Genomic DNA, 13,921 nt, shown 5'->3' on the forward strand with positions numbered 1-13,921 from the left:
GCCATTTTTTCTCCAATTATATCAGCCCGCTATGTTATACTCTATAAAACCGAACATTGATTTTCACAGATAAGGAAAAGTCATGGAAAACCGATCTCCGGCCTATACCGAGGGCGCTCTTTTGGCCAGAGCGCTTTCCGATTTCTTCACGACCAGGTTCATGGTCCTTTCGACCGCTCCTTTCCTGATCACGATGTTTTTGGCATTTTTTCTGCTCTTCCAGGTCTCCGGGGAGTTTTTCGACATGCTCAACGCGGCGGCCCAGGCGTCACAGAATCCCGATGCCGCCGCCGCACAGAACGAACTGGCACAGTTTGCGAAGGAGTATCCCATCATATCCGCCATTGCGGGGAGCTTCGTTTTCAAAGCGGTGGCCGGGACCCTCTTTTACATCGTGGGCGGCGGTGTGGCGGTACTGGCATCGGTCATCATAGCCGTAATCATCGTCGGATTCTTCACCCCGATGATCGTCAGAGAGATACAAAAACGGCACTATCCCCATGTCGAGCGCAAGGCGACGGTACCGGTTTGGGACTATCTGCTTTTTATGCTGGGTCAGCTCACGCTTTTTCTCCTTTTTCTTCTCGTCTCGCTGCCTTTCTGGTTCATCCCGGTGCTTGGCATCGTCGCGATGAACGCCCCGTTCTACTTCCTCTTCCACAAACTTCTGACACGGGATGTCGCCGGGGAGATTTTCGGCAAAGAGGAGATGAAAGCGGTTTTTGCCCAGGCCAAATGGCGCATTATGACCACCACACTCATCCTTTACCTCCTCTCTCTCATTCCCGGGGTCGGTATTTTGGGCCAGGTCTTTTTCGTCATCGTCCTGGCCCACCAGTTTTTCCAGGAGGCGGCGAGGCTGCGCGGCGCGATGATAAAAAGCATCTGAGTCAGCCAGACTGTAATATTCGTGAATAAAACCGCTCTGTGACTTTTGGCTAGGTGACGTTGGCGGAACCTTTGAGATATAATTGCATTTTCAAAAACAAATGGCGGGCAAAATAAGATGAACGAAAAGAAAGATTTTTTACGGGCCATCGTCGAAGCGGATTTGAAATCGGGCAAAATCGAAGAGGTGGTCACCCGTTTCCCTCCCGAACCCAACGGCTATCCCCATATCGGGCACGCCAAGTCGATCGTGCTCAACTTCGGAATCGCCAGGGATTACCATGGGCGCTGCCACCTGCGCATGGACGACACCAACCCCGAAACCGAGGAGATGCGCTACGTCGAGGCGATCAAAGATGCGATCCACTGGCTGGGCTTCGACTGGGGCGAGCACTTCTACTTCACCTCCGACTACTTCGAGCGGCTCTATGACTACGCCGTGCAGCTGATTAAGATGGGCAAAGCCTATGTGGACAGCCTGAGCGAAGAGGAGATTCGCCAATACCGCGGCACGGTCACCGAACCGGGACGCCGAAGCGTCTATGCCGAGCGGAGCGTGGAGGAGAATCTCGATCTGTTCGAGCGGATGCGCCAAGGGGAGTTCGAAGAGGGCGCCCACGTGCTTCGGGCCAGAATCGACATGGCCTCGCCCAACATGAAGATGCGTGACCCGCTACTCTACCGCATCCGCCACACGCCCCACTACCGCACGGGATCGGCCTGGCACATCTACCCGATGTACGACTTCGCCCACTGCCTCTCCGACTACATCGAAGGGATCACCCACTCTTTCTGCACCCTGGAGTTCGAAAACAACCGGGAAGTCTACGACTGGATTCTCGAAACACTGCAGGTAAAGCCGCCCCGGCCCCATCAGTACGAATTCGCCCGCCTCAACATCACCTACACCGTCATGAGCAAGCGCAAACTGCTAGAACTCGTCAAAGGCGGGTACGTCAGCGGCTGGGACGATCCCCGTATGCCCACCATCGCCGGCTACCGCCGCCGGGGCTACACGCCCGAGTCGATCGTCAATTTCTGTGAAATGATCGGCGTGGCCAAAGCCAACTCCGTCGTGGATGTGGCACAGCTGGAGTTCGCAATCCGCGACGACCTCAACCCCAAAGTCCCCCGGGTCATGTGTGTGCTGAGCCCCCTCAAAGTCACCATCGTCAACTACGAAGGCGAAGAGGAGCTCGACGCCTCCTACTATCCGCCGGATGTCCCCAAAGAGGGCTCGCGCAAGCTCCCCTTCTCCAAAGAGATCTATATCGACCGCGACGATTTTTGCGAAAATCCTCCCAAAGGGTACCACCGCCTCACGCCCGATCAGCCGGTGCGCCTCAAACACGCCTACATCATCGCCTGCGAGGAGGTGGTAAAAGACGATGCGGGTAACGTCGTGGAGATCAAAGCCCGCTACTTCCCCGACTCCAGAAGCGGCAGCGACACCAGCGGCATCAAGGTCAAAAGCGCCATCCAATGGGTCGACGCCAAAAAAGGGAAACGGGTGGAGGTGCGCCTCTACGACCGCCTCTTCAAAACGGAAAACCCCCAGGGCGTCGAAGACCTCAACCCCGACTCCCTGCGCATCGTCCAAAACGCCGTCGTCGAGCCCTCAGTCATCGAGGAAAAACCCGACGAACGCTTCCAGTTCGAGCGCATCGGCTACTTCTACGCCGATCCTGTCGACTCCACCGACGAAAACCCGGTCTTCAACCGCATCGTCAGCCTCAAAGACTCCTGGGCGAAAAAGAGCAAGAAAAAAGAGAGCCCGAAACAGGCGAAACCAAGGCCCGAACCGAAACCCCGACCTGCCCAAAAAGAGGAGAGGCCGCCCCTTTCACCCGATCAGCAAAGACACTTCGACCGCTTCACCGAAGAACTGGGCCTGGGCGCCGCCGTAGCCGACACATTGGCCAGGGACGAAGCGCTGAGCGATTTCTTCGAAAAAGCGTGCACATTCGCCGACAACCCGGCCACCCTCGCCAACCTGGTCGCCAACGAGGTGGCCAGAGAGCTTAAAAACAGCGCACCGGATACACTGCGCTTCGGCCCCGAAGCGGTCGCCAGGCTCGCGAAGATGATCGACGAAGAGACCATCTCCACCAAAATCGCCAAACAGGTCTTCGAAGCGATGGCCAAAAGCGGCGAAAACCCCGAAACGATCGTCGAAGCCAAAGGATTGAAACAGATCAGCGACCCCGACGTCATCGGCCCCATTATCGAGCAAATCATCGCCGACAACCCCCAAAACGTCGCCAAATACAAAGCAGGCAACCAAAAACTGCTGGGCTTTTTCGTCGGCCAGGTCCTCAAAGCCACCGGTGGCAAAGCCAACCCCAAAGTGGTCAACGAACTGGTGGCGGAAAAGCTGAAAAGATGACGTTACGCAAAAAGCGTAACGTCATCTCAAAATCTACGATTTTGTAGCTTTAGGGGGGTGCAGGGGACGGTCAGTCCCTGCCAAAGCTTGGGCTTTGCTCAAGCTTTGCGTAACATCAGTGAAAAGTTGATCTGTGCGGAGGGTTGGATATCCTCAACCCTTCCTGCAGAATTGCAAAGAATCACTTCTTCGGTACATACTCCAAAATCACCGGTTCGCTGAAGTTGGGGACATCGTCGTAAGTGAAGACAGCGTAGTACTTTTTCACATCCAACGCGCCGAAATCATCAAATGTCCAGTTGTCGGGGCCGCCGTAGAGTTTGTCGCCGTCGTAGGGGGAGATCGGTTTTCTGAAGGGGTTTTTGATGACGAAGACGCCGCGGAAATCTTTCTCCTGCGGGTTTTTCCAGGTCAGTTTGATTTTGCCGTTTTCGATCTTGTAGCTTAGATCCTTGACGGGGCCGACAGGGCGGCGGCGTTTGTGGAGGTATTCGATGACCAACTTCGGGGTGTATTCGGGGTGGCTGCTGTGCCACTCCACGACCGAGTTTTTCACCACTTTTTTGGCGCTGCTGGGGCGAAGCAAAAAGGCGATCGATTTGCGATCGCGGAGGCGGTTGCCCAGCTCCTGGATGGCATAGGAGTCGAAGACGAAGACCTGCTCCTGGTTTTTGAGTTCGTTGACACTGACGTCGTAGCCGATATTTTCGATGATCTGGCGGTTTCGCATCGCTTCATAGTTGCGCTCGGTGTCGGCGTCGATCATCTCCAGGTGAAAGCGGATATTCTCCTTGGCGTAGACTTTGACCGGGTTGAGCACCACGTAGGCGCGGGTAATCTCCATAAATTCCCAATCGGGCAGCGATCCCAGTTCCACATCGAAGGTGGCGTAGATCTTTTTGCCGTCGCCGTCGAAGCCGCTGACGATGCGCCCCTCTTCCACGCCGTCGGCGCGTACCGTGTAGCCCTGGCGGGGGAAAAGTTCCATACGGTTGGGCTCGAGGGTGTAGGTGATCTCCAGGTGGGGCCTGAAGGCGAGCCCCCCGCCGAATTTGCCATACCCGATATCCCACTGCATCATCTGCGAAGTCCGGCCCACCTCCAGGGTTTTGGGCCCCTCGATGCGGAAGGTGACCTGCTTGTCGGCGATGCACGCCTGAAGCACTTTGCACTCCACTTCGCTGAACTCCCAACTGCGCCAGATGCCCTGGGTCAGGTGGTTGCTGGGGGTGGGGCGGCCGACGTATGAACGGATGTTCATGGCTTCCACATCCTCGAATTTCGTGATGTCGCCGATGCTTTGGGGGTCCACGATCCCCGCATCCCACTCGCCGTACTTCTCCACGGTCACGCCCACCCGGTTCATCGGATAGAGGCGCAGCCGCGCCCGTTTGATGACGGCGTTGTCGGGAATGGTTTTTAAAGGAATCGTGATGACGGCGTAACTGACCCCTTTGGTTTCGTTGACCCCGACAAAGAGCGAATTGACCCCGAAATGGGCGGCATTGTCTTTGGTTTTTTCGGCCACGTAGCCGGTTTTGTCGGGCAGGGGGAAGTAGGTGCGGTGAAATTCGTCGTCGTCGACGTGGGTGCGCACCGCCAGCACCGGTGCAAAAGGCGATTTGCGCCCCGTCTTCTTGTTCACGGCGCGGATATGGTAGAAGTAGGGGGTGTCGCTGAGCAGGTTGTGGTCGGCGAAGCGGTGAGACTGGGTCAGGCCCATCAGGTTGAAGGGGCGGCAGTAGTGCTTCTCCCTGCGGCTTCGGTAGATTTCGAAGTAGACTTCATCCCCCTCGCCGAAGGGGTAGGGCTCCCACTCCAGCGTGACATTGTCTTTGCCCACGTAGGTCGCGCGAAAATTCTCCGGGCGGGGCATCCGTGTCTCTTTGGCGTAATTGGGGACCTCCTTGAGTGCGGCGATAAGGGCGGGGATATGCTCGCGGATATGCTCGATCATCACATCCAGGTAGTCGGAGATGTTGCGGGTACCCACCTCCACGACGGTGGCGATGATCCCCTTGGAGTAGTAGAATTCCCGCCCGCTGCCGGAGATGAGCTTCGCCGGCGGCTTCCCCTGGTGGATGCCGTATTGCCGGTCGGAGATTTTGCGGATCTCTTCGGCCATGTTGGCACAGAGCACGTTCATGTCGGTGGTATCGATGGTATCTTCGTGGCGGAAATCGTGAGCGGGGAAGAAGACGTTGCCCTGGGAGTGGTAATCCAGTGCGATGGCGATGTTGGAGTGGCTCTCGACGAAATCGCGCAGCGCTCTTGTTTCGGGCTCGCTGAAGGGCTCGGGGCCGCCGTAGACGTTGGAGTCGGGTTTGCTCGACTTGACGAAACCCACAGGAAAGTTGCGGTTGAGGTCGACGCCGTAGCTGCCGTCGGCATTCTGGCGGCGGTTTTTGCGCCAGAAGCTGAAGTGGTTGCGGCTGTACTCGAAGCCGTCGGGGTTGGCGCAGGGGACCATGTAGATGGCGGCATGGGCGAGAGCCTGCTGCACGTCGTGGTCGTAGGCGATGTTGCGGTCGACGTACTGGGCGAACCCGATGGCCAGCTCCAGGCCTATCCACTCCCTGGCGTGGATGGTCCCCGTATAGAAAAGCGCCGGCTTCTCATGGGCCCTTTGCACATCCTGGGAGATGGTGACGGCGATGATGTCCCGCTTCTCCCAAGTCTGGCCGATCACCTCCACGGCAAACAGATCGGGCCGCCGCTGCGCCAACTCTTCAAATAGCGCGACGGCTTCGTCGTAGGAATGGTAAAGCTGTTTCAAATGACTCCCTTAATGGATCGTATCGCTACGGAGGAACATCTCATCTTCCCCGATGACCATTGACAATCTCCGCTCCGCGGAGATCACTTGATCGCCAAATGCTCTTTGATCTTCTCGAACTTCTTTTTCCCCAGTCCCTTGACCTTCATCAGATCTTCCAGCTTCTCGAAGGGGCCGTGCTTTTCGCGGAACTCCACGATCTTCTCCGCCAGCTTCTTTCCAATATTCTTGATTTTCGCCAACGCCTTGGTGCTCGCCTTGTTGACGTCAGTTTTGCTGTGGAGCGCTTCGGCCCACACTTTCAGGGTCTGTTTGTCGATGCCCTCGAGCTCCAGCAGTTCGTCGAGACTCTTGATGTCGTGGCTGTGGATGTAGCGGATCACCTCCACGGCGATCTCCTCTTCCATGCCGTGCAGGGTCATCAGCTCCGTCAGGGTGACGCTCTCCAGCGACATTTCGCTATCCTCCAGCGCATCCCGGACATCGGCGCCCTTTTTCGCCTCTTCCAGTACCGCTTCGGGAATCTCCTCCTCTTTTTTCAGGGGTGGCTTGTGGAGGTGGGAGTCGTCGGGAATATCTTCGGGCACACTCTCTTCGGTCAGCTCGATATCCCAGTCCACCTCTTTGTCGTTGAGGTAGTAGGCCCCGTCGGTGGAGGGGATGTAACGGCTGAATTCGATGTGGCGCATGGTGCGCAGCAAAGAGGGGTTGATCTTGCCCAGCTCTTCCCAGTTGTAGAGGGGAATGTGGGGCTTTTTGAAGTAGCCCTCCGAGAAGTCCCACATCAGATACTGGCCGATCCAGTCCCTAAAGTAGGGGAAGGCGGCGAAGGCCGTGGCGCATTCGAGGATGTAGTATTTACCGTCGTACTCGGCGATATCGCAGGCCCAGTATTCGGCTTTGGCCGCTTTGGAGGCTTCCACCGCCAGCTCCAGCGCTCCCATCGGCACGCCGTCGTAGGTCATGTAGCCCCCCTGGGAGGTGTTGGTAAGGTCCATATCCTCTCCCGCGACCCGCCAGAAGGCGCAGGCGGGTTTGTGGCCGATCAGCATGACACGGATATCGGCGCGCAGCGGAATGCACTCCTGGATATACATGGGCATGTACTTCTTCTCGTCGAAGAGCTTTTTCGCCTCCTCTTTGGATTTGACCTTGTGGACATAGTAGCCGCCGTAGTTGGAGGGGCCGTAGCTTCGCTTGACGATGATGGGATAATCGCACTCTTCCAGGTATCTGTACCCCTCTTCCCGGTCATAGAAAATCTTCGTTTCGGGGTGGGAGAGGTTGTGCTTTTCGCAAAAGAGGGTGACATTTTCTTTGGATTTGTTGGCGAACTGGGTCTCCAAAGAGGGGACGAAACGTACATGCGGCAGCGCCTTGGCGATCTCCCGGAAGGTTTCGTAGGCGGTGGCGGGAATGTTGCCCACCAGAATGTCGATCTTTTTGCGCTTCACCTCTTCGATGAAGCGATCTTTGTCGTTGCCCCAGTGGTAGACCACCGTCTCGATTTTGTCGGGCCACCCTTTGAAGTTGGAGCGGTCGAAGAAACGCAGGACGTAGTCGAGGTAGAGGAGGCCTATTTTGGGAAGTTTTCTCTTTTTTGCCATGGTTGTTGTCCTTATTATTGTTTTTTCGATTTTCGGTCGATCAGGTCGACGATTTTCTCTATTTTTCTATCATTAAAGTCGAGCCCCAACTTCTCCTGCTCCGGCGTAGCGAAGGCGGGGATGCCGTTGACTTCGAGGACGATATACTCCTCTTTCGTACGATCATAGATGATATCGACCCCCGCGATCTCCAGCCCCGTCACCTCCGCGGCCTTCAAGGCCAGCTCCACGACGGCGTCGTCGGGCTCGCGCAAAAAGACGCTGCCGCCGCTGGTGATGTTGGTACGCCAGTCGCTGCCGCCCGCCTTGCGTCCGTAGCAGCCGATATAGTCGCCGTCGACGATATCGACCCGGTAATCGGTGCGGTCGTAGTCGATGAATTTCTCCACATAGAAGAAGCGCAGGTCCATCTGGTTCAAGAAGGGCATCAGCATATCGAGCGTCTCCTGGGAGTCGATCTTCGTCAACCCCACGCCGCCCCAGCCGTCGGTGGGCTTGTAGACCATCTGCTTCCACTCGGCGATGAACTGGCGCAGCCGCTCCGTATCGTCCCGGTGGCAAAGCCTGAAATCGGCGGTCGGCACACCGTGGTTGCGCAGCAGGTGGGCGGTCTGGAATTTGTCCTCGGTCAGGGCGAATGAGCGGTAGTTGTTGAGGCAGGGGATGATGCAGTCGATCGCCTCGTACAGAAACATCTGGTACTGGGTCTGCTCGCCGGCATTGTAGCTGAAGAAGGCGTCCAATTCCTCCATCACCACGATGTCGCCCGTTTTGCCAGGGCAGAGGGTCCTGCCGTTTTCCACGTAGGCGTGGCGCAGGTTGAGGCCGGTGACCGCCTCGATGCCCCGCTCCTTCAGTTTCGCGACGATCTTCTCTTCGATCACGTCGCCGCCGCCGTTTTGGTACATCCAAATACCCACTCTCCGTCCGCTCATGCGATGGCTCCTTTTTTCTGGTGATGGCGCAACACCTGTGTCATCAGGTCGATCCGCTCTTTAAAACTCTTTTTCAGCGCCCGCTCTTTGGGGGTGTGGTCCCCGTCGCCGTAGGGCCCCAGCCCGTCGATGGTGACGACCCCCGCCGACGCGACGATATTGGCGTCGCTCACGCCGCCGCGCCGCTCCGTGGGGAGCGACTGCCCCGAAATACGCTCCATCGCTTCGATGAGCGCTCTCTGCCAGGCGTTGGGTTCCATCACGTCCCGCTGGATCGACCCGCCCAGAACCGCTTTTGTCCCCTCGACGAAAGCGGTGCAGACCGCCTCCTCCAGCCCTTTCATCAACCGCTCTTTTTCCTTATGGTCGGCGTAACGCAGCTCCAGCAGCAGTTTCGCCTGGGGGCTGACGGTGTTGGCGCCAATGCCCCCTTCCATCTTCCCCACGTTGACGGTGGAGCCCCTCTCCAGGTCGGTGAGCTCCACCAGTCTCTGCAGTTTGATGGCCGCCTCCAGGTTGGCATCGACCCCTTTGGCGTAACTGGTTCCCGCATGGGCCGCTTTGCCTTCGATGGTGATGTCGAAAGTGCCGATACCCTTGCGTCCGACCACCACCTCCATGTTGGGCCCCGCCGCCTCGAAAACGAAACATTTGTCGTAGTTTTTGGCCAGCTCGGTGGTCAGCATCCGCGAATCGTCGCTTCCGGTCTCTTCGTCGCTCACCAGCAGCACATCGATATCTTCGATGATTCCGTTGGCATCGTAGAGGGCCCGCAACGCCTCTAACGCCACGATGTTGCCCCCCTTCATGTCGCACACCCCAGGCCCGTAGACCCATGTTTCGTCCTCGCGCCAACCATCGAAACTTCCCTGAGGGAAGACCGTATCCAGATGCCCGAGAAGAAGGATTTTTTCTCTTTTTTCTGATTTTGGGGAGAGAAAATGGAGATGATCGCCAATCAAATCCCGCCGATGGCGTTCAGTCCGGTAACCGAGCGCTTCCAGCCATTTTGCAAACAGCTCACCCACCGCATCGACACCCCGCTTGTTGCGGGTATAGGAGTTGATGCGTACCACTTTTTCGAGGTCTTTTTTCCATTGCATGCCATACCAGCCGTTTACGAAATTTCCGCAAATTCTATCATTTCGTCGATATATAATTAATTAATGTAATCGATTCGGCGGCAAATCTCTTTCGATACGGCACACACCACTTCAAATTCGAGATAGGCAAGGGGATAATTCGAAAGTATTTTTTTTGTCTCTTTGTAGCCAAGCACGCCTCTGCCGCCACTGACCCCGCTGCGCTTGATATAACGCAGCATCGAAAGCGTGTCGCGAAAATAGATGCGGTAGCGCAGCAGATCGATCTTCGCATCGAAATGTTTGGCTATCGCCGCTGTCGTCTCTTCCAGGGAGCTAATGGGGGAGGAGGTGCCCGCTATTTGGTGAAGTGTCGCAAAGGTGCCGGAGGTGAACACTGCCATCGCCACGGGACGGTTAAGCCTTGCCATACGCGAGAGCGTCCATTCGAGATTGTCGCACCACTGCAGGGCCGATGAGGAGACCAGCAGGTCAAAATCGAGCCTTCCGAGCGTTTCGAAAAGTGACGGATCGTTGAAATTTCCGATTATTTTTTCGACCCCTTTCCCGCAGGGGTGAAGCGCCAGCATTTCGGGTGCGGCATCGATGGCGAAGTACTTTGTGAACGAATGTTCATAAGCTCTGAAAAAACCGCCGGTACCGCATCCGAGGTCGACGACGACAGGGTACGGGTTTTTTATTTTCGATGCGAGGAAGCGGGCGACACGCTCCTGGATAAGGCTGTAGCGACCGTAACTTCCGGCGAAACGGCAAAACTCTTTATGTGCGGCCATATTTACTTTCAATGGGGGTTTTCGATATAATAGCGCGCTAATTATAACCAAAGGCTTTTTCAACAATGATTACCATCCTTTTTGTGGCACAGATTGTTCTGGCTGTTATTTTGACGATTCTCGTGCTTCTGCAGAAAAGCTCCTCCATCGGGCTGGGGGCCTACAGCGGCTCCAACGAATCGGTTTTTGGCGCGAAAGGGCCGGCCGGTTTTCTGGTCAAGGCCACTTTCACCGTCGGTCTCATCTTCATTTTCAATACGATCGCACTGGGATACATGTACAACAAATCCTATAACAAATCGGTCGTCGACGAGATCAAAACCGAGAAGAAGACGCCGGCGGCCGTACCCCAGACGCCTGCCGTTCCGGCGGCACCTGCGGCACCGGCTGCGCCTCAAACCCCTGCCGGGTAACCTCTCCGCGCCGGGGAGGCAGGGGCCATCCGAAGGTCCCGCCGAACCGGTCCGCCTCTTTTTGGCATTCGAGCATTTCCGCACCATACCGGCAGGTTCATCATGAAAACGTTCGTTACGCTCCTTCTTTTCGCTCTGACACTTTTGGCCGATGCCCACATTTTCGTCTATCATCGTTTCGGTGACGCCCGTCACCCCTCTACGAACACCTCCATCGCGGTGCTCAAAAAGCAGTTCGACTATTTCAAAAACCACGGGTACGATGTCATTCCGCTCTCCACACTGGTTGAAACCCTCGAAAAAGGCAAACACGTTCCCGATAACTGGGTCGTCCTGACGATCGACGACAGTTACAGAAGCTTCTTTGAAAACGCCCTTCCCCTCTTCAGGCGCTACGGCTATCCTTTCACCCTATTCGTCTATACCGGTGCGACCGAAAGGCGCTACGGCGACTTCATGACATGGAAGCAGATCAATGAAGCGAAAAAGTATGGCGAGCTGGGATTTCACTCCCACAGCCACCCCCATATGGTCTCCAAAAGCGACGACTATCTGGCCGAAGATTTCAAGAAGGGACTGGCGCTCATGGCAAAACGCACCGGGGAGCGCGCAAAATATTTCGCCTATCCCTACGGAGAGTACGACAAACGAGTCAAAAAGATCGCAGAAAGCTTCGGGTTCGATGCGATCTGCAATCAGAATGTCGGTGCCGTCTCCGATCGCTCCAGCCGATTCGATCTCGACCGTATCGCCCTGACGGGGGATACATCACTCAAAGAGAAACTCGCCATTCGCTTTCTGCCGGCAGAATGGATCGAGCCTTCCGTATGGCCCGAACATGGGATCGTTCACCGTGTTCGCATTAAAATCGGGGTACCCACCGCCGCGCGGCGCGCTCAACTCTATCTGACCGGTTACGGATGGGAGTGGGTCGATGTCCGCAACGGCGAAATCGACGCAATTCTCGACAAACCGCTCAAAAATCGCCGCAGCCGTCTCATCTTAAAGCTTGAAAAAGATAAAATAAACACCAAAATTCTCGTCAAACCCTAAGGAGAAGAGCAATGGAAACCCTCAACGAAGTCTACGATTACGCCAAAGAGCACATGGAAAAAAGCCTCGACGTACTGAAAAAAGATTTCACCACGATACGCACGGGACGCGTTTCAACCCATATCGTCGACAATATCAAGGTCGACTACTACGGTACGCCCACGCCGCTGAACCAGGTCGGAAGCGTCATCGCCACCGACGCCCAGACCATCACGATCAATCCCTGGGAGAAAAACCTGCTGCCGGAGATCGAACACGCCATCCAGCAGGCCAATATCGGCGTCAACCCCAACAACGACGGCGAAACCATCAAACTCTTCTTCCCGCCCATGACCGTCGAACAGCGCCAGGAGAGCGCCAAGCAGGCCAAAGCGATGGGAGAGAAGGCCAAAATCGCCATCCGCAACATCCGCCGGGACGCCAACGACAAAATCAAGAAGATGTTCAAAGAGAAACTCATCACCGAAGACGAAGAGAAAAAGGGGCTCGACCAGGTGCAGAAGATCACCGACGAATTTGTCAAGAAGGTGGATGAGCTGGTCAAGAAGAAAGAGGAAGAAGTACTGAAAGTCTAACTAAAAATTAAAAACTAAAAACTAAAAATTGTTGATGCTTTGCTTCGCGAAGCGTTCCATCAAATGTTGTCCGCAAAGCGGCTCACCTCAACTTTTAGTTGTTCACTTTTAGTTTTTAGCTGAAAAGGTTGTACGATGGATATCAAAAAAATCTACATGGACGCGGACGCGCTGCTGCATGGCCATTTCAAACTGAGTTCGGGCAACCACTCCGAATACTACCTCCAGTCGGCAAAAGTGCTGGAAGACCCAAAAACCGCCAAACTGCTGGCGGAGGCTTTGGCCAAACAGATTCAAGATTACGGCCTGGAGGTGGAGACTGTCTGCTCTCCCGCCATCGGCGGGCTCATCGCCGGTTTCGCGCTGGCCACGGCGCTGGATTGCCGCTACATCTTCACCGAACGGGTGGGCGGCGAAATGACCTTGCGGCGGGGGTTTGAAGTCAGACCCGGTGAAAAGATCCTCATCTGCGAAGATATCATCACCACCGGGGGATCGGCGATGGAAGCCGCGGCGGAGGTGGAGCGTCTTGGAGCCGAAGTGGTCGGCTTCGCCGCCCTGGCCAATCGGGGATTTTGCCAACGTATCGGCAGCGACCTGGAGCGCAAGCCCAACTGCAAACTCCCGGAGAACAAACCTTTCTTCGCGCTGGCCGATTTCGATTTTCCGATGTATTCGCCCGAAGAGTGCCCCATGTGCAAAGCCGGCAGCGAAGCGATCAAACCGGGAAGCAGAGGAAATTAGTGAAAAGTTAAAAACTAAAAAATGAGGAAATTTTGCATCGCAAAATGTTTTATTGGATTTTCTCTGCGAAGCAGTTCACCCCAACTTTTAGTTTTTAGTTGAAAAGGATAGTCGTGGGTCGTTGGCGAAAAGTGAAACAGGGAAAAGTGGAAAACCCCGTTTCCAAAAAGAGTGAAAAAAGTGGGGCGAAAAAGGAAGAGACGGCCTGTGCTCCCGTATTTTTGCGCCTCAAAGCTTTTTTGACCGATACCTTCATGATCGTCATGCCGATTCTCTACATCGTGATCTATCTGGTGATGGGGAGCCGGGAGGGGTTTCGAGAACACATAGGCGAGGGGTGGCTCATCATTCTCGCCGCCCACTCCATCGCCGTCATCGCCTTTTGGGCCATCGCCGGTCAGACACCGGGGATGCGGGCTTACGATCTGCTGCTGGTCGACCCCCAAACGAATCAAAAGCCCGGCATCGTCAAGCTGGTGCTGCGCTATGTCATGATGCAGACCGCCATCTTCTCCATTCTGGGGCTCTTTCTGCCTTTCTTTCTCAAAAGCCGCGAAGCCCTTCACGACCTGGTTTCGGGTACCTGCATTCTCTGGCAGCCGCGAATACATGAAAAGAGAAGAAAGCGAAAATCCTCATCATGAAAAGACGACTCGATTTCGCTTTCT

At 55.6% G+C, this 13,921-nt stretch carries 12 protein-coding genes; 7 read left to right on the plus strand and 5 right to left on the minus strand.

The features are described from left to right. Positions 1-82 precede the first annotated feature (82 nt). Positions 83-889, plus strand: coding sequence for an EI24 domain-containing protein (locus tag JMG82_RS07790; protein ID WP_201352142.1), 807 nt, complete (start codon positions 83-85; stop codon positions 887-889). A 117-nt stretch (positions 890-1,006) separates the two neighbouring features. Beyond that, positions 1,007-3,274, plus strand: coding sequence for a glutamine--tRNA ligase/YqeY domain fusion protein (locus JMG82_RS07795; protein WP_201352143.1), 2,268 nt, complete (start codon positions 1,007-1,009; stop codon positions 3,272-3,274). A gap of 181 nt (positions 3,275-3,455) precedes the next feature. Here JMG82_RS07795 and JMG82_RS07800 read toward each other — a convergent pair whose 3' ends face one another. The 5 genes from JMG82_RS07800 to JMG82_RS07820 form a co-directional block, all read right to left on the minus strand. After that, positions 3,456-6,050 carry a M14 family zinc carboxypeptidase gene (locus JMG82_RS07800; RefSeq protein ID WP_201352144.1) on the minus strand — a complete coding sequence of 865 codons (2,595 nt, stop codon included), beginning with the start codon at positions 6,048-6,050 and terminating at the stop codon, positions 3,456-3,458. Between the two features lie 83 nt (positions 6,051-6,133). Beyond that, entirely contained in the window at positions 6,134-7,657 is a 1,524-nt protein-coding gene (locus tag JMG82_RS07805; RefSeq protein WP_201352145.1) for a helix-hairpin-helix domain-containing protein, read from the minus strand. Positions 7,658-7,671: 14 nt separating this feature from the next. Continuing rightward, entirely contained in the window at positions 7,672-8,592 is a 921-nt protein-coding gene (locus JMG82_RS07810) for an ATP-grasp domain-containing protein (protein WP_201352146.1), read from the minus strand. After that, entirely contained in the window at positions 8,589-9,695 is a 1,107-nt protein-coding gene (locus tag JMG82_RS07815; protein ID WP_201352147.1) for a M20 family metallopeptidase, read from the minus strand. The genes JMG82_RS07810 and JMG82_RS07815 overlap by 4 nt, the downstream gene beginning before the upstream one ends. Before the next feature lie 56 nt (positions 9,696-9,751). Then, positions 9,752-10,468 (minus strand): methyltransferase, encoded by a 717-nt coding sequence (locus tag JMG82_RS07820; protein WP_201352148.1) that lies wholly within the window; start codon positions 10,466-10,468, stop codon positions 9,752-9,754. Positions 10,469-10,533: 65 nt separating this feature from the next. Here JMG82_RS07820 and secG point away from each other — a divergent pair, with 65 nt between their 5' ends. The 5 genes from secG to JMG82_RS07845 all read left to right on the plus strand — a co-directional run bounded on the left by secG (position 10,534) and on the right by JMG82_RS07845 (position 13,897). After that, positions 10,534-10,881, plus strand: a complete 348-nt coding sequence (gene secG / locus JMG82_RS07825; protein WP_201352149.1) for a preprotein translocase subunit SecG — start codon at positions 10,534-10,536, stop codon at positions 10,879-10,881. 102 nt (positions 10,882-10,983) lie between these two features. Continuing rightward, on the plus strand, positions 10,984-11,934 hold the full coding sequence (locus JMG82_RS07830; RefSeq protein ID WP_201352150.1) for a polysaccharide deacetylase family protein: 951 nt from the start codon (positions 10,984-10,986) through the stop codon (positions 11,932-11,934). Positions 11,935-11,945: 11 nt separating this feature from the next. After that, entirely contained in the window at positions 11,946-12,509 is a 564-nt protein-coding gene (gene frr, locus JMG82_RS07835; RefSeq protein WP_201352151.1) for a ribosome recycling factor, read from the plus strand. A 135-nt stretch (positions 12,510-12,644) separates the two neighbouring features. Further along, complete coding sequence (pyrE, locus tag JMG82_RS07840; protein ID WP_201352152.1) at positions 12,645-13,253, plus strand: orotate phosphoribosyltransferase; 609 nt, start codon at positions 12,645-12,647, stop codon at positions 13,251-13,253. A 113-nt stretch (positions 13,254-13,366) separates the two neighbouring features. Next, positions 13,367-13,897, plus strand: a complete 531-nt coding sequence (locus tag JMG82_RS07845) for an RDD family protein (protein ID WP_201352153.1) — start codon at positions 13,367-13,369, stop codon at positions 13,895-13,897. Positions 13,898-13,921 lie beyond the last annotated feature (24 nt).

Source organism: Hydrogenimonas urashimensis, assembly GCF_016593255.1.
Taxonomy (GTDB): domain Bacteria; phylum Campylobacterota; class Campylobacteria; order Campylobacterales; family Hydrogenimonadaceae; genus Hydrogenimonas; species Hydrogenimonas urashimensis.

Excerpts from the sequence above, each read along its gene's own strand:
- pyrE (WP_201352152.1), top strand. The coding sequence starts at position 12,645 with ATGGATATCAAAAAAATCTACATGGACGCGGACGCGCTGCTGCATGGC.
- secG (WP_201352149.1), top strand. The coding sequence starts at position 10,534 with ATGATTACCATCCTTTTTGTGGCACAGATTGTTCTGGCTGTTATTTTG.
- JMG82_RS07810 (WP_201352146.1), bottom strand. The coding sequence starts at position 8,592 with ATGAGCGGACGGAGAGTGGGTATTTGGATGTACCAAAACGGCGGCGGC.
- JMG82_RS07815 (WP_201352147.1), bottom strand. The coding sequence starts at position 9,695 with ATGCAATGGAAAAAAGACCTCGAAAAAGTGGTACGCATCAACTCCTAT.
- JMG82_RS07790 (WP_201352142.1), top strand. The coding sequence starts at position 83 with ATGGAAAACCGATCTCCGGCCTATACCGAGGGCGCTCTTTTGGCCAGA.
- JMG82_RS07820 (WP_201352148.1), bottom strand. The coding sequence starts at position 10,468 with ATGGCCGCACATAAAGAGTTTTGCCGTTTCGCCGGAAGTTACGGTCGC.
- frr (WP_201352151.1), top strand. The coding sequence starts at position 11,946 with ATGGAAACCCTCAACGAAGTCTACGATTACGCCAAAGAGCACATGGAA.
- JMG82_RS07795 (WP_201352143.1), top strand. The coding sequence starts at position 1,007 with ATGAACGAAAAGAAAGATTTTTTACGGGCCATCGTCGAAGCGGATTTG.
- JMG82_RS07830 (WP_201352150.1), top strand. The coding sequence starts at position 10,984 with ATGAAAACGTTCGTTACGCTCCTTCTTTTCGCTCTGACACTTTTGGCC.
- JMG82_RS07805 (WP_201352145.1), bottom strand. The coding sequence starts at position 7,657 with ATGGCAAAAAAGAGAAAACTTCCCAAAATAGGCCTCCTCTACCTCGAC.